This window comes from Acinetobacter sp. YH12131 (assembly GCF_013418635.1).
GTDB lineage: Bacteria > Pseudomonadota > Gammaproteobacteria > Pseudomonadales > Moraxellaceae > Acinetobacter > Acinetobacter towneri.
Genome location: NZ_VPBQ01000021.1, coordinates 1 through 25,043, shown reverse-complemented (window position 1 = coordinate 25,043; position 25,043 = coordinate 1). Strand labels below are relative to the sequence as shown.

Here is a 25,043-nt window from a genome sequence, read left to right as displayed (position 1 = left end):
AACCTTTGATAACTCACATTCATAAAATTTAGATCTAAGCATAAAATGAAATAGTTGTCATAACACTATATAAATGAGGGTGTAAAAAAACCAGCGCCGAAGCGCTGGTTTTTTACATCACTAACTTAGGTTAGTTTTGCATCATCTTATTGAGCTGCATCAAGAGCAGCATTGAATGTTGCGCTTGGACGCATTACTGCATTCACTTTAGCTTGATCTACTGCGTAGTAACCACCGATATCAACCGATTTACCTTGTACTTCCGCAAGTTCAGCAACAATTTTGTCTTCGTTTGCAGCTAAAGCTTGTGCAAGTGGTGCAAACTTCGCTTTCAACTCAGCATCTTCGTCTTGAGCAGCAAGTGCTTCTGCCCAGAATTTTGCCAAGTAGAAGTGGCTGCCACGGTTGTCCAGTTCGCCAGTACGACGTGATGGAGACTTGTCGTTATCAAGTAATTTGCTGGTCGCTTGATCAAGAGTTGATGCAAGTAATTTCGCACGAGTATTATCTTCTTTAATACCCATTTCTTCTAAAGAAGCAGCAAGCGCAAGGAACTCACCTAATGAATCCCAACGTAAGTGGTTTTCTTCAACAAGTTGTTGTACGTGTTTAGGCGCAGAACCACCCGCACCAGTTTCGTACATACCACCACCCGCCATTAACGGAACGATAGATAACATTTTCGCAGAAGTACCAAGCTCCATAATTGGGAACAAGTCAGTGAGGTAGTCACGTAAGATGTTACCTGTTACAGAAATGGTGTCTAAACCACGCGCAACACGCTCAAGCGTATAACGCATCGCACGAACTTGTGACATGATTTGAATATCTAAACCAGTCGTGTCGTGATCTTTTAAGTATTTTTGAACTTTCTTGATCACTTCGTTTTCGTGTGGACGGTACGGGTCTAACCAGAAAATTGCTGGCATACCAGAGTTACGTGCACGTGTTACTGCAAGTTTAACCCAGTCGCGAATAGGTGCATCTTTCACCTGACACATACGCCAGATGTCGCCTTCTTCTACGTTTTGAGTCATCAACACTTCACCCGTGTCAATGTCGGTGATGTTTGCAACACCTGCAGCAGGAACTTCAAAAGTCTTGTCGTGTGAGCCGTATTCTTCAGCTTTTTGCGCCATCAAACCTACGTTTGGCACAGTACCCATCGTACGTGGGTCGAAGTTACCATTCCACTTACAGAAATTGATCATTTCTTGGTAAATACGCGCGAAAGTAGATTCAGGCATTACTGCTTTACAGTCGTAAGGTTTACCGTCAGCACCCCACATTTTACCGCCACCACGAATCATTGCAGGCATAGAAGCATCTACAATTACGTCGTTTGGAGAGTGGAAGTTGGTGATGCCTTTTGCAGAATCCACCATTGCAAGTGCAGGGCGGTGTTCTTGGCATGCGTGTAAATCTTCGATGATTTCTTCACGTAAAGAAGTTGGTAAGGTTTCGATCTTTTCATAAAGACCTGCCATACCGTTGTTGACGTTAATGCCAAGTTCTTCAAACAATTTACCGTGTTTTTCAAACGCTTCTTTATAGTAAATTTTCACACAGTGACCGAATACAATCGGGTGTGAAACTTTCATCATGGTCGCTTTTACGTGTAAAGAGAACAAAATGCCTGCTTCTTTACAATCATCCAATTCTTTTTCATAGAAGTCGCAAAGCGCTTTCTTGCTCATGAACATAGAATCGATGATTTCGCCATCAAGTAACGCTACTTTTTCTTTCAATACAATGGTTTCACCAGAATGAGTGATGAGTTCCATTTTTACGTTACGTGCGCGGTCAAGCGTCATTGATTTTTCGCCATGGTAGAAGTCACCTTCATCCATGTGTGAAACGTGAGTTTGTGACCATTGCTTCCATTCACCCATAGAGTGAGGGTGTTTTTTTGCATAGTTTTTCACTGCAGCAGGTGCACGACGGTCAGAGTTACCTTCACGTAATACAGGGTTTACTGCTGAACCTAAGCATTTACCAAAACGAGCGAGTAAAGCTTTCTCTTCTTCAGTATCCGCATTTTCAGGATAGTCAGGAATTGCATAGCCTTTTGCTTGTAATTCCTTGATACATGCAATTAACTGAGCAACTGAAGCACTGATGTTCGGAAGTTTGATGATATTGGTATCTGGATCTTGCGTGAGACGTCCAAGCTCTGCGAGGTTGTCGGCTACCTTCTGTTCTTCGCTTAGGTATTCCGAGAATTCAGAGAGTACGCGTGCTGCGACAGAGATATCACTCTTGACAATCTCGATGCCAGCAGGCTTAGTAAAGGTCTCAATGATCGGCAGTAGAGAGTAGGTCGCCAACAATGGCGCCTCATCGGTCAGTGTATAAATGATTTTTGACTTTCCACCAGCCATATATAGCCCCTTGCTTTGATTGAGTTTTTTAGGAGCGAGATAATGACTCAGCCCCTGCGAACCGATTTGCCTAATTTAACCTTGAGAGTATCGACTCTCTATGCATTTCAGTCAACGTAATTACAGTGATGACGCCATTTCGCTACGAAATGATGTGTCGCATTTGTGCGAATCAAGACACGGTTTAATGTAAAAACGAGCCTATTTAAACCTAAAAATCGCCTTGAGTATTTAGTGTTGAAATACTAATCAAATCGTATGATGAAGATATGACATCAAAAATATATGTATATTTTATTATAAATTAACCAGTTGAGGGTTCGACTTAAGTCGTATGTTTGATAAATAATCGATGAAAATGATACGTAGATATATTTAGTTTATTTATTTTGTAAATTTATCAATATTTTACATTATTTTTTTACAGTATGAGGTAATGTAAATTCTTGTATAGAAGTTTAGATTTTCTTTAAAAACGGCTGCAAATCTACAGATAAAAAGCCTGATTGATATTTTAAAAGTTTAGATCTATTTTTATGGTCTAAATTTTACAAAAATCGGCGTATTTTTTTGCTGCTTTGAAGCAGTTCGATTCCTCTGAAAGCGTGGTTCATCATGATCTCAACTCTTATTCATACATAGATGAAAAAAAAGCATGAAAGAAGAGGCAGCGATTTGTTGCACAGTTTTTAAATTGTTTTGAAAGCTTATGTTTTGTGTTAAAGTTTGTAGGTTAACTCTGAATTCAATGGACGAATTTTGAAGAGAAAATAATTCATAACGTGTCAAACTTTAATTAACGAGGCAAAAATGAAAATACAGTTGCTTGAAATTGGTCCCGAAACGGAGCAACTCAGTGCTTGCACACTCTCGTTATTATTGGGCGTACATACGCCAACTAACCAAATTGATGGTTTTTTGAAGCTTGCCCGTCAAATGTTGCAGGTTGAGCATGCTATTTTAACCTTTCGCAATGAACCTTATATTTGGTATTCCAGTCACGAAACTTTTAAAGCTTTTCATTCCAATCCAAATGCACAGCTAGGTGCATTCTTTCAGGGTCAGCAATTGATTGAACCCAAGCATCCGCAATATGCTAACTTTGTGCAGCATATTGCAAGTTTGGGTATAGAGGCTGAACGCTTAATTGCCTTGGACTTGCTTAAAACCGATGGTGAATCGATTGGTCAGCTGTTGTTGTTTGATCATCATCATGAAGAATTCAGTTTGGGCGCAGTACCTACGGTTGCCGAGTTCGCAGCAGGTTTGGTGCGTTATACTGAATTAAAAGTTGATTATGTCGGGTTAAAAGAACTGTATGAGCAGCAGTCGGCTTTAAATTTTAGTAAAACTAAGTTTTTCCAGATTATTGCACATGACCTGCGTGCACCCTTTCATGGTTTATTGGGTTTTTCTGAAGTTTTGGCGCAAGAGCGTGAAACTTTGGATGATTCGAGTATTCAAAATATTGCGGACTATTTATTCGATACCGCGCAATCGACCTACAATTTATTGGAAAGTCTGTTGAATTGGGCAATGGCTGAGGGCGGACGGTTTGTCTACCATCCAATCAATTTTGAGTTGAAGCAATCGACTAAAATTGTCTGTGATGTTTTAAGAAGTCTAGCCATTAAAAAGAATATTGAGCTAATTGATCAGGTGGATGAAGGCATAAAAGTCTATGCAGACATCAACATGATTACCTCGGTGATTCAAAATTTGGTGTCGAATGCGCTGAAATTTACCTTTACCGATGGCACAGGCAAAGTCATTTTACGTGCAGAGCAAACAGAAACCAGTGTGGATATTTATATTCAAGATACGGGTTTGGGCATGACTGCACAACAACTCGAAACGCTGTTCGAGCCTAAACTTACTGTTAGTTTTAAAGGCACTGCAGGTGAAAAGGGTATTGGTTTAGGTTTGGTGTTGTGTAAGCGTTTTGTCGATTTGAACCACGGGCAAATTGTGGTGGAATCGAAAGAAGGTGTGGGAACGACTTTTAAAGTCAGTTTGCCAATTGCGACCAGTAGCCATCAAGTATTAAGTAAAGAAGCGTTATTATCTGAGAAAACTTAATTTCAAAGTTTATATACAAAGCAAGCAAAAGCCTGTGGATGTTTAAAATCATCCACAGGCTTTTTTTATCGTGATCAATTTAGATCAACTCTTGCATTATTGAATGTTTTGAATCGGACTACCACCCAACGCTTGCAATAAAGTCACATAGGCGTTGTATTGGTTTTGCTTGGTCTGCAATAAACTTAAACGTGCATTGCGGGTGGTTTCTTGTGCATCTAGCAGGTTTTTTAAGGCAATCGCACCATGCCGATAACGCACCTCAGTTAAGCGTTCAGTTTTCTCTGCCAGTGCTAAATTGCGGCTTTGCAGCGCGACTTGTTGATTCAGCGCGGTTCGTGCTGACAGTGCATTTTCGACATCGGCAAAGGCTTTATATAAAGTTTGTCGATATTGCACAATGGCTTTTTCATATTCCAAAGCATTCACTTTTAGATCGCGCTGCATATCATTCCATTGCAAAAATGGCAGGGTTAAACCTGCACCTAAAGTGGCAATTGGGTTTTTTAGGGCATCGTTTAAAGAGGTATGCGCGCCTGTACCGACACCTGTACTGAGTGTGCCTGTAAGACTGATGGATGGGTAATAACTGGCTCGATTGGCATCTTTATTGGCCAAGGCTTTACGTAAACGTAATTCGGCTGCACGTAAGTCGGGACGACGTGACAGCAGTTCTGCAGGTAAGCCAGCAGTAATATTCGGTAAACGAACAGCGGCTAAACTCTGTGGTTCATTGATATTCAACATTTGCACAGGTTGATGCAGTAAAACTGCCAAGGCGGTGCGTGTTTCAACTTTTTGCTGTGCAATTTGGCTCAAGGTTGATTTTTGACTTTGCAGGGCTTGTTCGGCTTGGTTTAAATCCAATCCTGAAACTGCACCCGCGCGATATTGCGCACTGACCAATTGATACGTTTTTTGCGTACTGGCAAGGTTTTGTTGTGCGACAACATAGCGTTCATTTAAATAACCCAATTGCCAATATAAATTGGCAGTGGTTGCAATCAGGCTTTGTGCGGTGGCTTGTAAGTCTTGTTGGGTGGCTAAGGCTTCCCAACGTGCAGCTTCAGTCTGATTGGCAAGTTTACCGAATAAGTCCAATTCATAGCTCAGTCCGGGATAATTCAGCGAAATCCCACGCGCTGTATCACCATTGCCCTCTAAACTAAATTGATGCCCTGTAGAAATACCTGCATTGCCAATCCGGACACCTTGCTGACTTTGGCTTTGTTTGGCTTGTAATCTGGCTTGTTGTAAATTCAGTCCTGCAACCGCGAGGTCACTGTTGCGCGCCAAGACTTGTTCAACCAATTGATTTAAAGCAGCATCGTGAAAGAGTGTCCACCAACGGTCTGTATTTAGTTGTGCAAGGACTTGCTGGCTTTTTTGCTGCTGCTCAAACTGTTGAGGAATATTTACAGCAGGTGCCTGATAAGGTGTTTTGACTACGGCTGCACAACCCACTAAGCTGCTGCCAAGAAAAAGCGCAGTGACGAGTTGGCTGAATTGTCGTGACTTCTGGTTAAATCGCATCATCATTCCTTACTCTAATTCCTTATTCTCTAGATAGCGCATCGACAGGGTTCAGTTGGGCAGCATTACGTGCAGGAATAAAACCGAACACAATTCCAATCAGGCTTGAACAGACAAAAGCGGCTACAATCGAGGTGGTGGAGTACGCCATTTGAAAGGTTCCACCTGCCACATGATTAATCAATTGCCCAATTCCGAGTGCGAGCAAGACGCCAAGTACACCGCCTAAAATACACACCAAAATGGCTTCAATTAAAAATTGCTGCAAAATATCGCTTTGTCGTGCGCCGACTGCCATGCGTACCCCAATTTCTTGGGTGCGTTCTGTGACAGAGACCAACATGATGTTCATTACGCCAATTCCACCGACCACCAGTGAAATCACTGCAATAGCAGAAACCAGTAAGGTCATGGTGGCGGTAGTTTGCTGAATGGTTTCACGGATACTGTCGGCATTTTGAGTAAATACATCCTGCGCACCATGACGCTGTACCAACAGACTTAGGATGGCATTTTCTGCTGCAGCACTTGGATATTCATCTTTGACTCGTACAATAATGCTGCGCACATGGCTTTGACCGAGCATGCGACTCATTACCGTAGAGTAAGGCAAATACACATTTAAGCTGTCGGCATTGCCCATCATGCTTTTTTGTTCTTCGACCACGCCAATAATACGGCTGGGTACACTGCCTAATAAAATCACTTGCCCAACTGGGTTGCTGCCATCACTAAAGAAAGTATTTTTGGTATTGTGATCAATCACCACATCTTGCGCTTGTTCCAGTACGCTGTGTTTGTCAAAAGGCTGACCCGACTGGAAATTCATGCCGCGTACATAGAAAAAGTCTTCACTCACACCATTGACTGTGGCAGAAGCTTCTGTGTCTTTAAAGCGTACTGTGACATTGCTGTTGACTGAAGGGCTGACACCATCGACATAAGGTTGTTCTGCTAAAGCATCGGCATCGGCAGGAACCAGTGTTCTGACTTGAGAGGAGCGAGAGGTGTCCCCAAAACCTCGCCCCTGAAATACGGTGATGGTATTGGTGCCTAAACTGCTGATATTTTCTAAAATTTGTTTCTGTGAACCATTGCCGAGTGCCACAACAGATACAACTGAAGCGATCCCGATAATAATCCCGAGCATGGTTAAAAAGGTACGCATGCGATGCGCATTCATCGCCAGCAGTGCCATGCGGAAGGCTTCACCTAAACGATCAATTACAGAGCGCCAAGCTGAAGTTCTTTTTTGTGGCGAATGTTGCAAGGTTTGTTGGGCAATATCATGCTGATTGGCAGGTGTGTTGGGCTGATCAGAAATAATAAGCCCATCACTGATTTCAATAATCCGTGTGGCATTTTTAGCGACATTATGGTCATGTGTGACCAAGATGATAGTGTGACCTTTGGCATTCAGCTCACGCAAAATCCGCATCACTTCAATACCGCTATTCTTGTCGAGTGCACCTGTGGGTTCATCGGCAAGAATCACATCACCACCATTCATCAAGGCACGTGCAATCGATACACGTTGTTGTTGTCCACCTGAAAGCTGACTTGGACGGTTTTGAGTTTTATCGGCTAGACCTAAGTCACTGAGCAACGCAGTCGCGCGTGCTTGTCGTTCTTCAACATCGACACCTGCATAAATTGCAGGCACTTCGACGTTGCCCGCAGCGCTTAAATCGCCCAATAAGTGATAGCGCTGGAAAATAAAACCAAAATATTCACGACGGAGCTGTGCCAGTTCATCGGCTTCAAGTTGTCTGGTTTCACGTCCTTTGACTTTATAGCTGCCAGTGGTGGGTTGATCCAGACAGCCCAAAATATTCATGAGGGTGGATTTTCCCGAACCCGACTGACCTACAATGGCAACCAATTCACCTGGGTAAATTTTCAGATCAATGCCTTTGAGAATCTGCACTGTAGATTCACCCGCAGGGAATTCACGGGTCAGATTGGTGACCTCTAACAGAGGTTGTGACTGACTCATCTTACATTCTCACTGATGGGCCAACACGACCACCACGCTTCGCCGCATCGTTTGAGGTGTCAGAACCATCGGCAATAATGACTTGATCGCCCAGTTTTAGGCCGCGAATGACTTGTACCGTTGCACGGTTGTTTAAGCCAAGCAATACCGATTGTGGTCGAGCTGAACCATCGGCTTGTAGCACGCGTACCATGCCTAAAGAGGCTTTACCTTGATCAACCAAGGCTTTTTCATTGGCTGTCAATTCCAAACGGGCAGGGCGTTTGGCAGAGCTGGCATCGGTATTGTTGCGTTCAGTACGTGCGTTGCTGTCTGAGTTATTGCTGTTGCTACGACTGCGTGAACGGTTTGCACCTTGAACTGCAGCAGCAGGAATGGTCAGTACATTGCGTGCCTCTGCCAAAACAATGGACACTTGTGCGGTCATATTGATGCGTAGCTTGCCGTCTTCATTTGGTACGTCAAATAAAGCGTTGTAGTACACGGCAGAACTTGAAGATGATGAGGTGTTGTTATTGCTTTCGGTATTGATGGATTTGGGTGCAGGTTCTACCTGACGTAAAGTAGCGTAATGTTTTTTCTCGCTGTTGCCCAAGGTAGTGAAATAAACTGTTTGACCTTCTTCGACCTTCATCACATCTGCTTCAGAAATTTCTGCTTTCACGGTCATGGTGTCAAGTTTAGCTAATTTAACAATCGTGGGTGCGCTTTGATTAGCGTTCACGGTTTGACCTTCTTCGGTCACAATTGCGACGACAGTGCCATCCATCGGGGCAAGAATACGGGTGTAACCTAAATTTTCTTTAGACGTGTCTAAAGTTAGGCGTGATTGTTCAATTTGAGCGTTAATGGCAGCAATTTCTGCTTGCGAGGTTTTATAGTTAGCTAAGGCCGTTTCAAGTTCGGCGCGTGATGTCGCATCTTGCGCATACATGGCTTGTTGACGTTGATATTCTGCTGCGACTTTGGCGAGATTGGCTTGTCTGACTGCCAATTGTGCCTGCTGATTTTTAATGCTGGCTTGTGCGGTTTTAAATTCATTTTCTTGACGTACCGAATCAATTTGGGCAATCAATTGGCCTTGTTTGACCTGATCACCCAATTCGACATACATTTTTTTGACTTGACCTGAAACTTGCGCACCAACACTGACCATTTTGGTGGCTTCAAGTACGCCTGTTGCCAACACCGCACTTTCAATATCTCCACGGCTCACTTCGGCAGTAATGTATTGCGGTTGTTGTTCTTTGGGTTTTAAAAAATACCAAGCGGCAAATGCTAGCATCAGCGCAATGATAATTCCCGCAATAAGTTTGGTCGATTTTATTTTTGGCATGAGTCAAAAAACAGAAAAAGAAATTAAAAGGATTATAGAAGTGAAATAAGGATAAATCGTGAATTTTTTGAAGAAACTGCAAATGAGAATTATTTATTAGTGGTTTGAGCTAGATTTAATACAGTCTGAGTACGGTATTACATCCATAAAAAAAGTGAAAATAGCATCTATTAACGAGGTGGGGTAGTTTGTTTCATCTCTATGATAATTTTATGAATTTTTATGATAAATGCTGAAAAATACAACTATGGTCTAAGTTGCTTAAAAAACCTTATTTTCTATATGGATTTAAGAATTAAAAGCTGCTAGTATCAAATTCCATAAAATAATTATGGATTTAATCATTAGGATAATACGGCATCGGGACGATGCAATAAAACATGATGTTAAGCAAAAAATCTGAGGGGTAAATCATGGAGTGGAGTGAGAAATTTAATATCGGAATTGATGTGATTGACAATCAACATCGACAAATTCTGGACTATATTAATGCGCTGGAAAAAATTCGGGCGACAGGTGCGCGGGAGCAAATCAAAGAAGTCTTGGATGACTTGATTGACTATACGCAATCGCATTTTAGCTTTGAAGAAAACTTGTTGTCACAGGTCAATTATCAATACTTACCATCACATCGTGGTATTCACGAACTCTTTGTGAAGCGTTTGAATGATTGCCGTCAGCGTTTTGCCAATGGCGAATCGGTAGAACATGATTTGTATCGTTTGTTGTCTAAATGGTTGATTAACCATATTCAGCATGATGATCAGGATTATGTCGATGCGGTACGCGACAATATGCTGCATTATTTGCGTTCACAGGAACAGAAAAAAGGCAAAAGTTGGTTTGCACGTTTCTTTAGCTAATCCTCTGAAAAGCAGATGATTTTAAAAATTATTTGATGAAGTCTGCTTAATTAAGCCGAGTGAGAAGCAAACAGCGTTTTACCACAGAGTTCTGTAATGGCTTGTAGCACCAAATGTTCAGGGTTTTCCTTGGACATCCCTTTGATGGCGGCATCAATACGCAATAATAGGGCGGGCCATTGCAAGAAACTATTTGGATTTAAACGTCGCAAAGCTTGCTGATAAACACTGACTTTGTTTTTCCAAATACCCAGTTGCAAAGCATTTTGTGGTTGTTCAAATAATTGCATCAGTAAGCGCATTTCTTTGCTGATGCTCCACAAAATTAAACTCATGGCTTCACCCGAAGCCATGAGGTATTGAAAAATTTTCATAGCTTGCGCTAGATTTCCCGTCAGTAAAGCATCATTTAAATCATAAGTGCTATAACGAGATTGATCTTGTAAACAGGCATGCAAATGTTCAATTTGAATCTGTTGAATTTCAGGAAAGGTGTCACTCACCCGCATCAAGCTATTTTTGGCAGCCAAAAGGTTGTGTTCATGGTGCTGCTCTAACCATTGCCATGCATCATGCCCTAATTGGATACCTAATTTTTCTGCTTCTATGGCCAAAATCTGCTGTCGATCTTTGGGGTAATTGGCGGTCAGCGCAACATTGACTCCGTTGGCATCAATCAACTGGAAAAAACTGGATTTTAAGCTGTTGCTGTCCTGTTTGGGCATGATCACCAACAGCAAATTCTGTTCATTATGCTGAATATAGCTTTTCAGTTGTTTTAGGGTGGTGGCATCAGGCTTGATGTTGCCGTGCACTTCTACGGCCAATTGGCTAGAAAACAAGGATAAGCTATTTAAAGCATTAAATACATTTTTCCAGTCGCTAACGCTATTTAAATCATAGCGTTGGCGTTCGATCTCTTGTTTTTGCCAACTTGCACGAAAAGCATCCAGCAAGTTTTGCTCGAGTAAAGGTTCTTGACCATGCAAAATCCATGCGCCACGTGCTTCATCAACACGTTTTAGGGCTTGTAGATAGTCAAGTTTCATAGATTAATCTGAACTCAAGTCGCTTATTTACTAGGTGTGTAAACTGGTGGATTGACCAAAGGTAAACGGTTAGATGAAATTTGACGCACAATTTGCTGCGCAACATCATCAATAATCACTTCTCTTAAAAATTTTTGTTCCTGATCATCAGTGTTTACTGTTGCCACATCATATTGGTAACTACGGCTTGCCATGACGGTACGGGGTTCAGTCACAGGGTTGCCTTGCGCATCTTCAATGCGGAATGTCACACTTAAACGTAATAAAGTTTCAACCAATTTACCATTCAACTCTAGGCGACGTGGAGTATATTCCAATACACGCAACACATAAGCATTTGGGTCATTACTGAGTTGGACGCCTGCTGTGCCCATGTGAATAGAGAGCTTTTCTTCTAATTCTTCGGCATTGCTAGGGAGTGCCAGACTCATTTTTGAATAGGCCACTGGCGCAATGCTTGGATTGGTGCCTTTTAAATGAAAACCACAGCCGACTAAACCAGCACTGAGTCCGCAAGTTAAAACAATGACTGCTAAACGTTGGCTAAAGTGCATGTGTTGTCCTCTGTAATATTCTTGAAGGTTTAAAAGCGGAAGTTGAGAATATCTTGATTGTAGGTGCAAAGCCCGTTGACTGACAACGGGCTTTGTTTGGAAATTGTGAAATCCTTCAGAAAGTTCCTTCTCCTCAGGGATGAGGAATATATTCCGCAAGAGGATGAGGGGTTATATATTTACCTCTCTCTAGCCCTCTCCTAAAAGGAGATGGAACTTAAGGATTTAAACTACCAAATTCACTAACTTATTTGGTACTACAATTTCTTTCTTGGTTGGGCCAGTCAAGAAAGGTTGTACTTCTGGTAAAGCTTTGGCCAGTGCAAGGATGTCCTCTTTAGATGCATCTACAGCTACATCTAGCTTGCCACGTAATTTACCATTGACTTGCACCACAATCGTTTGTGTGTTGCGGGTTAAGGCAGACTCATCTACGGTTGGGAAGAGGGTTGAAGTTAACTCAATTCCGAACTGTGCCAATAAGGTCTGGCTTAAGTGTGGTGCAAAAGGTGCGAGCAAGGTTAATAAGGTCACAATCGCTTCACGCTCAACGGCAAGGTCTTGTTCATCTTGTGCTTCAAACTTGTTGCAAGCATTCAAGAGTTCCATCAATGCTGCAATTGCAGTGTTGAATGCATGACGACGCTCAATATCATCGCCCACTTTTTGAATGGTTTCATGGGTTTTGCGACGTAAGTCCTGCGCTGCTGTAGCAAGTTTGCTGCTTTCAATAGCTGTTGCATTGCTGCCTTTTTCAAGGAAGCCTGCCGCCAAACGCCATACACGTTTTAAGAAGCGGTTAGCACCTTCAACACCTGCATCTGACCATTCTAAAGACTGATCAGGTGGTGCTGCGAACATCATAAACACACGTGCAGTATCTGCACCGTATTGGTCAATAATCGCTTGCGGGTCGATACCGTTGTTTTTCGATTTCGACATTTTTTCCTGACCGCCAACAATCACAGCTTGACCATCGCCCATATATTTTGCAGAAAGCACACGGCCTTTTTCGTCTTTTTCAAGTTCGATGTCGGCAGGGTTAAACCAAGTTTTCTTACCGCTTTCTGCTTCACGGTAGAAGGTATCTGCCAGTACCATGCCTTGAGTCAGCAAATTGGTGAATGGTTCATTGCCTTGAACTACACCTTCATCACGCATAAGTTTGTGGAAGAAGCGTGCATACAATAAGTGAAGGATCGCATGTTCTACACCACCAATATATTGGTTTACAGGCAACCAAGTTTGCGCAGCTTCTGGTTTGACCATACCGCCAGTAAAGTCTGGAGATGCATAGCGTGCGTAGTACCAAGATGATTCTACAAAAGTATCCAAAGTGTCGGTTTCACGACGTGCTTCGCCACCACAGCAAGGGCAGGTGGTTTGGTAGAATTCAGGCATTTTATTGAGTGGGTTGCCTGAACCATCTGGCACAACATCGGTAGGTAAAATCACAGGCAGTTGATCTTCTGGAACAGGGACTTGGCCACACTTTTCACAGTTGATCATTGGAATTGGGCAACCCCAATAACGTTGGCGTGAAACACCCCAGTCACGTAAGCGGAATTGTACTTTTACATTGGCTAAACCTTGTGGTTCTAATTTTGCCAATAGTGCATCAAATGCTGCTTGGAAATCTAAACCATCAAATTCGCCTGAATTGACCAATTTACCTTCTTTAGAGCCGTACCATTCTTGCCACTGAGTTGCGTTAAAGTCCGTATCTTCAGCACCTTTGGCATCAATCACTTGAATAATTGGCAATTGGAATTTATTAGCAAACTCAAAGTCGCGTTCATCGTGTGAAGGCACGGCCATTACTGCGCCAGAACCGTAAGACATCAACACATAGTTGGCAATCCAAACTGGTAACTCTTTACCTGTCACAGGATGCTTCACAAATAAGCCTGTTGCCATGCCTTTTTTCTCGGCAGTGGCAAGGTCAGCTTCTGCCACAGAACCCATGCGGCATTCTTCAATAAAGGCTTTTAATTGTGCATTGTTTTCTGCTGCTTTTAACGCCATAGGATGCTCTGCAGCAACAGCCACATAAGTTGCACCCATTAACGTGTCAGCACGCGTTGTAAATACAGTCAGACCATCTGCATAAATTTCAGGATTTGCCGAAGGAAAGGTAATTTCCATCCCTTGAGAGCGGCCAATCCAGTTACGCTGCATGGTCAAGACTTGTTGCGGCCAACCATCTTTTAAAGTTTCTAAATCGTCTAATAATTCTTGGGCATAATCGGTAATGCGGAAGTAGTACATTGGAATATCGCGTTTTTCTACCAATGCACCTGAACGCCAACCACGGCCATTTTCGACCTGTTCATTGGCCAAAACTGTTTGATCGACAGGATCCCAGTTGACTGTCGAGAGTTTGCGATAAATTAACCCTTTTTTATACAGTTGCACGAATAACCATTGTTCCCAGTGGTAATACTCTGGAGTACAAGTGGCAAATTCACGATCCCAATCTATTGCCAAACCTAGTTTTTTCAATTGGTCGCGCATGTAGGCGATATTTTCAAAAGTCCATTTAGCTGGGGCAACCTGATGCGCAATCGCTGCGTTTTCTGCAGGTAAACCAAAAGCATCCCAACCCATAGGTTGTAAGACGGTTTCACCTTTTAAACGGTGAAAACGGCTAATTACATCACCAATGGTGTAGTTACGCACGTGACCCATGTGCAGTTTGCCGCTTGGGTAAGGGAACATCGAGAGGATATAACGATGTGGACCTTCGACTGTGTCGGCAACTTTAAAGGCTTTGCGAGATTCCCAGTCGCTTTGGACTTGGGGTTCAATCGCACTGGCTTGATATTCAGGGTCAATGTGAGTAGTCATAAGGTTAAATCAGGAATAAACGGTTAAAAAAAGTGTGTCACACAGCATAGCGCAAAATGCAGCTAAATTGAATTTTGCGCGTTGGATTGTGCAGGAAAATTTAAGCGAGTCGTACTTTATGGCTTAAAACTTAAAAAACTTGTGGGTTGGCACGTTCTTGTTGTGCCTGATTTAAAGCTGCATTGGCTTCACGTTGTTGCTGATCCATAGCTGGATTTCCTGCAGGATGATTTGTGGTAGGTGTCGCATGTTGGTTTGTTGTATTTGCAGCAGTAGGTGCAGGGTTGTCAGCAGGATTTGCAGGAGTGGCAACGGTTGGTGCTGAATTTCTCCAGCCATAGGTGTCGACTTTGCCTTTTTTCTTGGCAGTTTTTGGTGGAGGTGTGGTGGTGTAATGGGTCGAACCTTTTGCATCGACCCATTTATAGTATTGTTTTGCAGATACCGCACTGGTGCCTAAAATTAACATCAAGCTTGCAGAAAGATAACTCAAGCGACGAACGTGGTTTTTCATTGTAAATGTCCTGAGTAAAGGTGCAAAAGCAGACCTGAATAAACTAAAGATGAAATTGCCTAAATTTTAGCAAGGATGTGTCAGGATGACAGCACTTTTAGGGGCTTTTTTACACGATAACCTGCGCTATTTGATGAAGAGCGAAACGGCTTTAAAAATAGACGATGTTCATGGTGCTGTGTTCATTAAAAATGACGTCAAATTTAAAGCCAATTCATAAATAAACAATGTCTATTTTTTTTGACTTATTCTTTATTATTATGATTTTAATGTCAAAATTTTATAGAAAATAAGGCAAGTGTCTGAAATTATATGTTTTATATGGGGATATTGGATTTGAGTGGAAATTGTGAAGTGCAGCACAAAGCTTAAAAAATGCACTGTTTATGAATAAAGCAGAAAAAGCCGATTTTTAAACTTGACTTTAGTCGATGAAACTACAAAAATGCACACTTTAGTTTTATGTGCCTTAGATCGATCACCCTTCGAATAAGTGTCATGTCATGCAATGGGCAACTTCTCTAGCCGAGAAGCTGAACAAAGCTTATAAAATGTGTTTACCCCAACACGTTTTAGATCTCATATTGCTTATACGGTAATCAGATCGGAAATTTTTCCTATTGCCATGAAAACTATGAAATATGTGTGCTATAACAGTGCAGGAATTAATGAACAAAACACTGCAGGTGTCTCCCATTTTGCAGTGATAAGACTAGGGTGAATCACGTTGGAACTTTTATCTGGTGGTGAAATGCTCGTTCGCGCATTGGCGGACGAAGGCGTTGAGCATGTTTTTGGATACCCAGGCGGCGCAGTACTTCATATTTACGATGCGTTCTTTCAACAAGACAAAATTAATCATTATCTTGTGCGCCATGAGCAAGCTGCTGGTCATATGGCAGATGCATACTCGCGCGTAACAGGTAAAACAGGTGTGGTACTGGTGACTTCAGGTCCTGGTGCAACCAACACGGTAACTCCAATTGCAACGGCTTATATGGACTCAATCCCAATGGTGATTTTGTCTGGTCAGGTTGCAACACACTTAATTGGTGAAGATGCCTTCCAAGAAACCGATATGGTGGGTATTTCACGTCCGATTGTAAAACACAGTTTCCAAGTGCGTCATGCAAGCGAAATTCCTTCAGTGATTAAGAAGGCATTCTATATTGCATCTTCAGGTCGTCCTGGTCCTGTGGTGGTTGATATTCCTAAGGATGCAACCAACCCAGCAGAAAAATTTGCTTACGAATACCCAGAAAAAGTGAAGATGCGTTCGTATCAACCACCGCATCGTGGTCACTCAGGTCAAATTCGCAAAGCAATTGATGAGCTATTAAATGCCAAACGTCCTGTGATTTATTCAGGCGGTGGTGTTGTACAAGGCAATGCTTCTGAGCAATTGACTGAACTTGCACACATCTTGGGCTTCCCTGTAACCAATACATTAATGGGCTTGGGCGCGTTCCCGGGTAATGATCCACAATTTATTGGTATGTTGGGCATGCATGGTACGTATGAAGCCAACATGACCATGCACAATGCCGATGTGATTTTGTGTATTGGTGCACGTTTTGATGACCGTGTAACCAATAACCCTGCAAAATTCTGTCCAAATGCCAAAGTCATTCATATTGACATTGACCCTGCGACAATTTCAAAAACCATCATGGCACACATTCCAATTGTAGGTGCGGTTGAACCTGTACTTCAGGAAATGTTGGTTCAATTGAAGCAATTAAATGTGTCCAAGCCAAACCCTGAAGCGATTGCTGCATGGTGGAATCAGATTAATGAATGGCGTAAAGTTCATGGTTTGAAATATGACAAACCAACCGATGGCACGATGAAGCCGCAACAAGTGGTTGAAGCTTTAGACAAAGTGACCAATGGTGATGCGATCATTACTTCTGACGTAGGTCAGCACCAAATGTTTGGCGCGAACTACTATAAGTACAAGCGTCCACGTCAATGGTTGAACTCTGGTGGTCTAGGTACTATGGGTGTAGGTTTACCGTATGCTATGGCGGCTAAACTGGCGTATCCAGATCAACAGGTTGTATGTATCACGGGTGAAGCATCGATTCAGATGTGTATCCAAGAGCTTTCTACCTGTAAGCAATATGGTTTAAACGTTAAGATCTTATGCTTGAATAACCAAGCTTTAGGTATGGTTAAACAATGGCAAGACATGAACTATGAAGGTCGTCACTCAAGTTCTTATGTTGACTCATTGCCTGACTTCCCTAAATTGATGGAAGCTTATGGTCACGTTGGTATTCAAATTAACCATGCCGATGAGCTTGAGTCTAAGCTTGCAGAAGCGATGGCGATTAATGACAAATGCGTATTCATTAACGTAATGGTTGACCGTACAGAGCACGTTTATCCGATGCAAATTGCGGGTCAATCCATGAAAGATATGTGGTTAGGTAAAGGGGAGCGCACAGAATGAGACACATTATTTCCGTTCTCGTTGAAAACGAATCAGGTGCGCTTTCTCGTTTAGTGGGTTTATTCTCTCAGCGTGGTTATAACATTGAGACTTTAAACGTTGCACCAACCGAAGACCCAACGCTTTCACGTTTAACACTGACCACGTATGGTGATGATCATAAAATTGAGCAAATCACCAAACAACTGAATAAATTGGTTGAAGTGGTTAAAGTGGTCGACCTGTCAGAAGGCCCGCATATTGAACGCGAATTGATGCTGATTAAAGTCAAAGCATCGGGTGCTGCACGTGCTGAAATTAAACGTACTGCAGACATCTTCCGTGGTCAAATTGTGGATGTCACACCAACGACTTATACGGTGCAGCTTGCGGGTACAACTGAAAAATTAGATGGTTTTATTGACGCGATTGCTGAAAACACCATTTTAGAAGTTGTGCGTTCAGGTGTGTCAGGTATCGCACGCGGCGAAAAAGTTTTAACCATTTAACTAAATTTCATAGTTAATTTTACTCATCGAATTCATTCCATCTCAAAGGATGGAGAGCTTACTCAAGTACTGAATAGACAAGTACTTGAGTAAGATAGGAATCCTAAGCATTTTAGCGGAGACAGCAATGCAAATTTTTTACGATAAAGACTGCGACTTATCTATCATTCAATCTAAGAAAGTAGCGATCATTGGTTACGGTTCACAAGGTCACGCGCACGCGCTTAACCTTAAAGATTCTGGCGTAGACGTAACTGTAGGTTTACGTGCTGGTTCTGCTTCTTGGAAAAAAGCTGAAAATTCGGGTCTTAAAGTTTCTGAAGTTCCTGCTGCTGTTGCTCAAGCTGACTTAGTTATGATTTTGACTCCAGATGAGTTCCAATCACAACTTTATCGTGACGTGATTGAGCCAAACATCAAGCAAGGCGCAACTTTAGCATTTGCTCACGGCTTCTCTGTACTTTATAACCAAGTTGTTCCACGTGCAGACTTAGATGTAATCATGGTTGCACCTAAAGCACCTGGTCACACTGTACGTTCTGAATTCCAACGTGGTTCAGGTGTTCCTGATCTTATCGCGATTCATCAAGATGCTTCTGGTAATGCACGTAACGTTGCACTTTCTTACGCTTCAGGTGTGGGTGGTGGTCGTACAGGTATCATCGAAACTTCTTTCCGTGAAGAAACTGAAACTGACTTATTTGGTGAGCAAGCAGTTCTTTGTGGTGGTGCTGTTGAATTGGTTAAAATGGGCTTCGAAACTCTTGTTGAAGCTGGTTATGCACCAGAAATGGCTTACTTCGAATGCTTACACGAGCTTAAATTGATCGTTGACTTGATGTTCGAAGGCGGTATCGCTGACATGAACTATTCAGTATCTAACAACGCTGAATATGGCGAGTATGTAACTGGTACTGAAGTGATTAACGAACAATCACGTGAAGCAATGCGCAATGCACTTAAACGTATTCAATCTGGTGAATATGCGAAAATGTTCATCCAAGAAGGTGCGTTGAACTACCCATCAATGACTGCTCGTCGTCGTCAAAACGCGGCTCACGGTATTGAAGTAACGGGTAACAAGTTACGTGCGATGATGCCTTGGATCCAAGCAAACAAAATCGTAGACAAAGAGAAAAACTAAGTTTTAGTTTAATCTTTAAAAAACCCTTATTGTATATAAGGGTTTTTTTATGAGTGAAGTAAAGGATGTTACGTGCCTTGCGCTTCGCTCAGAACTGTGTTTTCACTCCTTGCGCTGTAAGCGTCCGCTGAACCCCATGCCTATTTTTTAATTTGAGTTGGATTTCCAGCGATGTGGCGTAATTCTTCTATTTGGGTCGCTTTATGCGTCGGCAGCCTTTTCAGCACATCACTTAAATAGGCATACGGATCCAAGCCATTCAGCTTTGATGACTGGATTAAAGTCATGATATTCGCCGCTCGCTGGCCGCTGCGCAGCGAGCCAGCAAACAGCCAGTTCTTGCGCCCTAAGGCCCAAGGTCGCATTTGATTCTCTACCCAATTATTGCAAATCGGTAGATTGCCATCATCCAAATAGCGGATTAAAGCTGGCCAACGCTTCAGAGTGTAATTGATGACCTTGGCGGTGGGAGAACTCGATGGCACCGTCAGATGATGTTGGTTGAGCCATTCATATAGTTGTTGCATCACCGGTTGGCTATGCTGTTGTCGGTATTCGCGGCGGTCTTCCGCTGTACCATCGGTCTTTTTCCTGAGTTCTGCTTCTATGGCATACAGTTTCTGAATCAGCACTAATGCCTGTTCAGCGACCTGACTTTTCCCGGTCACATGCAGTTCATGGAATTTACTGTTAGCGGCAATGTAAAAATGACCCCCCCCCAACAGCATTTGAAAATTGACCCCCTTGGTTAATATAGTGGTCTTTTTGGACTGCTCAACATGTTAACTTTGGAGCAAGCAGTGACAATCCAAATACTTCATCAACAAGGTCAATCTATTAAGGCAATTTGAACCGTACCGGGTTTGTCGGAGACTCAATATTCTGAGAGACTATTCCGATGAAAAAACCAAACTATACTCCCGAAATTAGAGAAAGAGCGGTTCAATTACTCATTGAATCTGAAAAGGCGGATTCAAACCCTGTGACAGTTCAATGAAGTTTATATTTCGAGTCATTGAGGATATGTAGCTTTGCTTACTTTAAATGCTTTGATCTAGTAAAATGATGCTATTCGTGCTTTAGATCTGGTGGGTGAATATGCATATTTTATATGTGAGCGATGGTAAGGCAGGTCATCGCTCTCAAGCATTGGGTCTTTTTAAGGCAATGCACAAGCAAACAAATATTGATCTGACTTTTGAAGAAATTTCAATTGATCATTTACCACTGTTGAGTTTATTGACCGCATATAAAAAACAAAAACATGCTGCAGTATCGCAGCCACCTGATTATATTTTTGGAGTAGGTAGTCATACGCAATTACGTGTTTTATTGATGGGCAAAGTTTTTCCATGTGCGAAAACTGTCATTTTAATGAAACCCAATTTTCCATTATCTTGGTTTGATCATGTGGTTATTCCTGAACATGATGGTGTGCTAGAGCGGGAAAATGTGATTGTTACACAAGGTGCGTTGAATCCCATTGAAAATGAGCAGCGACACATTCCAAACCGTATTTTGATTGCATTAGGTGGTTCATCTAAACGGCATCTTTGGAATGCAGATAAGGTATTGTCTGCGATTGAACAGATTGTGCTGCAGAATAAGCAGTGTGAGATTATTTTGACGAGTTCTAGGCGTACACCTGCTGATTTTTTAGTGACATTGGCTCAGCAAAGTTTTGCTTCACAACTGCAAATTTTTCCAGTTGAACAAACGCCGCAGGGCTGGATTTTTGAAGAAATGCAAAAAGCGGAAGCTGTTTGGGTGACTGAAGATAGTGTGTCTATGATATATGAGGCACTCACCGCAGGTTGTAAAGTCGGGCTTATTCAGATAGATCGAGTGAAAGAGGATCGTATCACCCGTTCGGTACAGCATTTGCTTGATCAAAAACTTGTATCGAATGCTAGACAAATTGCTGAATTATATTCTACGACTGCTTTTAAAGAAGCAGAGCGTGTGGCGAATAGGATGCTAGTTAAATGAGTTGTAGTTGTTTAAATTGTTATGATGGACTAGCTTATATCCTATTATTCTTTTTTAACAACGATTAAAATATACCAATCTATAAATGGAACATTCATTTGTTTCTTGAGTGATTTATGAAAATATTACATATTGCGAATTTTGGATTCAACAAACAAGGTGCTCATTTTTATTGTACAGACCGTAAGATTTCTGCGGGTTTGATTGAAAATGGTCATTTTGTATATGACTTTAGTTTTCGTGATATGGCTAGAATGGGAACTATTTTTAAAACAAAAAAATTAGGGGCAAATTGGGCAAATAAAGAAGTTCTTAAAATAGTTTCTAATTTAGAACCAGATCTAGTTTTGATTGGACATAGCGATTTAATGAGTCCAACGGTGTTAAAAGAGATAAAGCAACAATTCCCAAAGACAAAAATTGCATTTTGGTATGTTGATCCTTTGTATTTGGAGCAAAAACTTGGTTTTGTTCGTGAATTTTCTCCATATTTAGATGCTATTTTTTGTACGACTGGTGGAGAATATCTTCAAAAATTGAAACAGCCAAATTTAAAAGTAGCTTATTTTCCTAACGTCGGGCATTCAAATGTTGAAATACTAAAACAATTTGAATCTACAAATATTGATAAAGAATTTATATTCTGTGGTGTTGTTTATAAAGAACCAGAACGTGAAAAATTTTTGAAAGACTTGGCAAATACTCTCCAAGCACATTCATTGAAATACCAATATTATGGTTGTTTTGAGCAAGCTGGCGTGTATGGAAAAGGTTATTATAAAGTGCTTTCAGAAGCGCGTATGGGGTTAAATTATTCACGTAAAAACGATGTAACTTTATACAGTTCAGATCGTATTGTGCAGTTAACGGGTAATGGCCTGTTGACTTTTAGCCCTCGTATCCCTGATTTTGAAAAACTGTATAGTGAACAAGAAATTGTCTATTTTAACGACCAAAATGATTTAGCTGAAAAAATTAAGTACTATGCAGATCATCCTGATGAGGCAAGAAAAATTGCAGAATTGGGTTGGAGCAAAACGCGTCATAGTTTTAATGCTAAACGTATTACTCAATTTATGCTTGAAGTTACTTTTGATCAGCCGTTATCTGAAGCATATGAGTGGGCATATGAGGTGTATATCTAATGTGGTTTGTTTATGTGGTACTTGGTTTAATTGTTTTTGCTGCAATACTTTACTTATTGGGTAATTATACCTTTTGGTTACCATTACGCAGTGCAAAATTGCCACGTATCGTGATGTTGCATCAAGTAACCCCCCATGCAGAAGCTTCAGGTATGAATATGCCACCGGCTAAATTTGAACAGTTGTTGCAGTATTTGGTAAAAAAACGGGCTATTTTTTGTTTCGTTTCCGAACTTGACCAGTATGAGGGGCAGAGTAATGTTTTTGCCTTATCATTTGATGATGGCTTTCAGGATAACTACCAGTATGCATTTCCTTTACTCAAAAAATATAATGTGAAGGCAACAATTTATTTAGCAACACAAATTGAAGGTATTGAAAAGTTAAATACAGCACAAATTCAAGAAATGTCAGCTTCTGGCTTAATTGAGTTTGGTGCACATACTCAGCATCATGTAAATTTGCTGAAATTGTCTGATGAGGAAGCATTTGCTGAAATGCAGGCATCAAAAAAAGATGTAGAAGTTTTAGTCGGGAAATGTCTAAGCTTTGCTTATCCATTTGGGCGTTTTAATGAGAAGCATCAACAAATGGCAAAAAAAATTGGTTTTAAAAATGCTGTATCTACACGTAAAAAAGTAGAAGCTTATACAGAAACTAATCAATTTAATATTCCACGTGTCAGTACACATGGCGCAATGAATGCTTTGCAAATGCGTATTGCTTTAGCCAAAGGACGATATAAATTATGATTCCTTGTAGTGTTTATATCGTAACATTAAATTGTGCTGAATGGCTTGAGAGTACACTGGAAAGTGTAAAAGACTTTTCAGAGGTCATTATTTTAGACTCAGGCAGTACAGATCATACTTATGCTATTGCAGAATCATTTCCCAATACGCGGATTTCTCATCAAGATTGGCAGGGCTATGCTGGTCAAAAAAGCTTAGCTTTGGCGCAATGTAAAAATGATTGGGTTTTAAATTTAGATGGTGATGAAGTTTTATCTTCTGAATTAAAAGCTGAAATTGAGCAAACGATACAAAGTAATCAATTTGATGCTTTAATTACACCAATTAACGATGTGTTTTTAGGTGTTCCCAATAGTAAACATACAAAAAAGCATGCCAAGGTACGTTTTTTTCGCAAGTCTAAAGGGCGATATGACTTAGAAAATAAAGTGCATGAAAATGTGATTGTAGATGGTCAGAGTGTTCGTGCAGAAGGTGATATTTACCATTATGGTGAATCAAGTATTCTTATTAAAGTTGAAAAGAATAATCAATATTCTGAATTAAAAGCACAAGAAAAATACCAAAAGGGTAAAGCGCCGAGTTTATTAAAGTTGGTTTTAGTCATGCCTCTCACTTTTGTAAAGTCTTATTTTATTAGACGTAGCTGCTTAAATGGGTGGAGGGGCTTTGTAAACAGCATGGTAAATGCTTTTTATGCATTTTTAAAGGAAGCTAAATTATTTGAGCAACATCATAAAATGAAAAATAAACAGGATAATCTATGAAGATTGTTCAAGTTTTGGCAACAAGTGGTGGTGTTGGTGGTTTAGAACAACACACTTTTAACTTGGTTAACGAATTATCTCAGCAACATGAAGTACATATTATTGCACACCCTTGCTACGTGGATAAATTTAATGCGCATGTATGTTTTCATGCTGTAGATTTTTCTCGTAGTCGTTGGAATATATTTTTACTTTGCCAGCTAAAATCTATTATTAATAAAATTCATCCAGATATTGTACATGCACAAGCAGGAAAAGCTGCTGAATTGGTCTCTAAAATAAGAACATGGCTAAAACCTGTTAAATTTGTAACAACAGTCCATGGTACGAAAAAGAACAAATCAATTTATACTTTTGCAGATGCCGTTATTGCAGTAAGTCAGGCTTTAACGCAAGAAATTCCTAGTGAAAAAGCATATGTGGTTTATAATGGGGTATATACACAACCAAATTTATCTGACGAGCAAAAACAACAACTAAAATCTGAAATTTATACTCAATATTCTTTATTAAATTCTTCTAAAAAAATAGTAATGTGTATTGGACGTTTAGAGCCTGTAAAAAATATAAGTTTACTGCTTGACGCAATGTCTAATATAGATGCACATCTTTTTATTGTTGGTAATGGGTCATTACGTTCAGATTTAGAGCAACAAACAGCAGCACAAAAAATGCTAGATCGTGTTGCTTTTTTAGGTTTTAGGACAGATGCTCGTGATTTAATCCAAATCGCTGATGTTGTTGTATTGTCCTCGGATCGTGAAGGATTTCCATTAGTGATGGTTGAAGCTTTACAAGCAAATAAAACGATGGCATCTACTCGTGTAAATGGTGTTATTGAATGGTTGCCAGAGCCATATCTTGCAAATATAGGACAAGCGAAAGAGTTACAACAAGCAATAGAAAATGCTTTAACTGTACAAGCACAAGCGGACTTTTCTCCTTTATTTATGAAAGCAAAGCAAGAGTTAACTGTTACAGCCATGGCACAGCAAACGCTCAATATTTATGAGCATTTGCTAAAATAACCCCAGTTACGGATAAGCCAAAGATTTAATCACATGAATTTTAGGCTTATTCTTTTGGCAAAGTTGATACGCACATAGTGAAGAAAATACGCCTGCTAAAAAACCAGCAATCGAACGATGTTT

The 25,043-nt window shown here is 41.0% G+C and carries 19 protein-coding genes and 2 pseudogenes; 11 read left to right on the top strand and 10 right to left on the bottom strand.

All coding sequences use genetic code 11. The features are described 5' to 3' along the window. Positions 1-146 precede the first annotated feature (146 nt). On the bottom strand, positions 147-2,381 hold the full coding sequence (locus FTU66_RS12160) for an NADP-dependent isocitrate dehydrogenase (protein ID WP_167846287.1): 2,235 nt from the start codon (positions 2,379-2,381) through the stop codon (positions 147-149). Between the two features lie 810 nt (positions 2,382-3,191). Here FTU66_RS12160 and FTU66_RS12155 point away from each other — a divergent pair. Then, positions 3,192-4,460 carry a sensor histidine kinase KdpD gene (locus FTU66_RS12155; RefSeq protein WP_167846286.1) on the top strand — a complete coding sequence of 423 codons (1,269 nt, stop codon included), beginning with the start codon at positions 3,192-3,194 and terminating at the stop codon, positions 4,458-4,460. A 96-nt stretch (positions 4,461-4,556) separates the two neighbouring features. Here the strand turns inward: FTU66_RS12155 and FTU66_RS12150 are convergent, their stop codons facing one another. Genes FTU66_RS12150 through FTU66_RS12140 form a run of 3 tightly spaced genes read right to left on the bottom strand, consistent with a single transcriptional unit; the run spans position 4,557 to position 9,325 of the window. After that, the gene (locus FTU66_RS12150; RefSeq protein WP_180112876.1) at positions 4,557-5,993 is read right to left on the bottom strand and encodes an efflux transporter outer membrane subunit; all 1,437 of its coding nucleotides are present in this window, start codon (positions 5,991-5,993) and stop codon (positions 4,557-4,559) included. A gap of 22 nt (positions 5,994-6,015) precedes the next feature. Beyond that, positions 6,016-7,989 (bottom strand): MacB family efflux pump subunit, encoded by a 1,974-nt coding sequence (locus FTU66_RS12145; RefSeq protein WP_179990020.1) that lies wholly within the window; start codon positions 7,987-7,989, stop codon positions 6,016-6,018. A 1-nt stretch (position 7,990) separates the two neighbouring features. Next, positions 7,991-9,325 carry an efflux RND transporter periplasmic adaptor subunit gene (locus tag FTU66_RS12140; protein ID WP_180112870.1) on the bottom strand — a complete coding sequence of 445 codons (1,335 nt, stop codon included), beginning with the start codon at positions 9,323-9,325 and terminating at the stop codon, positions 7,991-7,993. Positions 9,326-9,738: 413 nt separating this feature from the next. Between FTU66_RS12140 and FTU66_RS12135 the strand changes: the two genes are divergently transcribed. After that, the gene (locus tag FTU66_RS12135; RefSeq protein ID WP_004974971.1) at positions 9,739-10,188 is read left to right on the top strand and encodes a bacteriohemerythrin; all 450 of its coding nucleotides are present in this window, start codon (positions 9,739-9,741) and stop codon (positions 10,186-10,188) included. 50 nt (positions 10,189-10,238) lie between these two features. Here FTU66_RS12135 and holA read toward each other — a convergent pair whose 3' ends face one another. The 4 genes from holA to FTU66_RS12115 all read right to left on the bottom strand — a co-directional run bounded on the left by holA (position 10,239) and on the right by FTU66_RS12115 (position 15,107). Beyond that, the gene (gene holA / locus FTU66_RS12130) at positions 10,239-11,237 is read right to left on the bottom strand and encodes a DNA polymerase III subunit delta (protein WP_180112869.1); all 999 of its coding nucleotides are present in this window, start codon (positions 11,235-11,237) and stop codon (positions 10,239-10,241) included. Between the two features lie 23 nt (positions 11,238-11,260). Then, complete coding sequence (lptE, locus tag FTU66_RS12125; protein WP_168419087.1) at positions 11,261-11,791, bottom strand: LPS assembly lipoprotein LptE; 531 nt, start codon at positions 11,789-11,791, stop codon at positions 11,261-11,263. Positions 11,792-12,016: 225 nt separating this feature from the next. Next, the gene (leuS, locus tag FTU66_RS12120; protein ID WP_180112868.1) at positions 12,017-14,638 is read right to left on the bottom strand and encodes a leucine--tRNA ligase; all 2,622 of its coding nucleotides are present in this window, start codon (positions 14,636-14,638) and stop codon (positions 12,017-12,019) included. 130 nt (positions 14,639-14,768) lie between these two features. Next, positions 14,769-15,107, bottom strand: coding sequence for a DUF4124 domain-containing protein (locus FTU66_RS12115; protein ID WP_373684828.1), 339 nt, complete (start codon positions 15,105-15,107; stop codon positions 14,769-14,771). Between the two features lie 130 nt (positions 15,108-15,237). Between FTU66_RS12115 and FTU66_RS13675 the strand changes: the two genes are divergently transcribed. The 4 genes from FTU66_RS13675 to ilvC all read left to right on the top strand — a co-directional run bounded on the left by FTU66_RS13675 (position 15,238) and on the right by ilvC (position 19,239). Then, entirely contained in the window at positions 15,238-15,372 is a 135-nt protein-coding gene (locus FTU66_RS13675; RefSeq protein ID WP_257222110.1) for a hypothetical protein, read from the top strand. A 507-nt stretch (positions 15,373-15,879) separates the two neighbouring features. Beyond that, a complete protein-coding gene (locus FTU66_RS12110; RefSeq protein ID WP_096902629.1) occupies positions 15,880-17,607 on the top strand; it encodes an acetolactate synthase 3 large subunit in 1,728 nt (575 codons plus the stop codon). Further along, complete coding sequence (gene ilvN / locus FTU66_RS12105; protein WP_004974986.1) at positions 17,604-18,095, top strand: acetolactate synthase small subunit; 492 nt, start codon at positions 17,604-17,606, stop codon at positions 18,093-18,095. The genes FTU66_RS12110 and ilvN overlap by 4 nt, the downstream gene beginning before the upstream one ends. Before the next feature lie 127 nt (positions 18,096-18,222). Beyond that, on the top strand, positions 18,223-19,239 hold the full coding sequence (gene ilvC / locus FTU66_RS12100; protein WP_004974988.1) for a ketol-acid reductoisomerase: 1,017 nt from the start codon (positions 18,223-18,225) through the stop codon (positions 19,237-19,239). Positions 19,240-19,386: 147 nt separating this feature from the next. Here the strand turns inward: ilvC and FTU66_RS12095 are convergent. Next, positions 19,387-19,934: pseudogene (locus FTU66_RS12095) on the bottom strand (transposase); the annotation flags it as partial. Positions 19,935-20,337: 403 nt separating this feature from the next. Between FTU66_RS12095 and FTU66_RS12090 the strand changes: the two are divergent. The 5 genes from FTU66_RS12090 to FTU66_RS12070 all read left to right on the top strand — a co-directional run bounded on the left by FTU66_RS12090 (position 20,338) and on the right by FTU66_RS12070 (position 24,920). Beyond that, positions 20,338-21,228, top strand: a complete 891-nt coding sequence (locus tag FTU66_RS12090) for a mitochondrial fission ELM1 family protein (RefSeq protein WP_180112866.1) — start codon at positions 20,338-20,340, stop codon at positions 21,226-21,228. A gap of 116 nt (positions 21,229-21,344) precedes the next feature. Next, positions 21,345-22,373, top strand: coding sequence for a glycosyltransferase (locus FTU66_RS12085; RefSeq protein ID WP_178318717.1), 1,029 nt, complete (start codon positions 21,345-21,347; stop codon positions 22,371-22,373). Then, complete coding sequence (locus FTU66_RS12080; protein ID WP_180112865.1) at positions 22,373-23,125, top strand: polysaccharide deacetylase family protein; 753 nt, start codon at positions 22,373-22,375, stop codon at positions 23,123-23,125. Before FTU66_RS12085 ends, FTU66_RS12080 begins: the two co-directional genes overlap by 1 nt. After that, positions 23,122-23,892 carry a glycosyltransferase family 2 protein gene (locus tag FTU66_RS12075; RefSeq protein WP_180112864.1) on the top strand — a complete coding sequence of 257 codons (771 nt, stop codon included), beginning with the start codon at positions 23,122-23,124 and terminating at the stop codon, positions 23,890-23,892. The genes FTU66_RS12080 and FTU66_RS12075 overlap by 4 nt, the downstream gene beginning before the upstream one ends. Continuing rightward, entirely contained in the window at positions 23,889-24,920 is a 1,032-nt protein-coding gene (locus FTU66_RS12070; protein ID WP_180112863.1) for a glycosyltransferase, read from the top strand. The genes FTU66_RS12075 and FTU66_RS12070 overlap by 4 nt, the downstream gene beginning before the upstream one ends. Positions 24,921-24,926: 6 nt before the next feature. Here the strand turns inward: FTU66_RS12070 and FTU66_RS12065 are convergent. Further along, a pseudogene (locus FTU66_RS12065) lies at positions 24,927-25,043 on the bottom strand (IS982 family transposase); the annotation flags it as partial.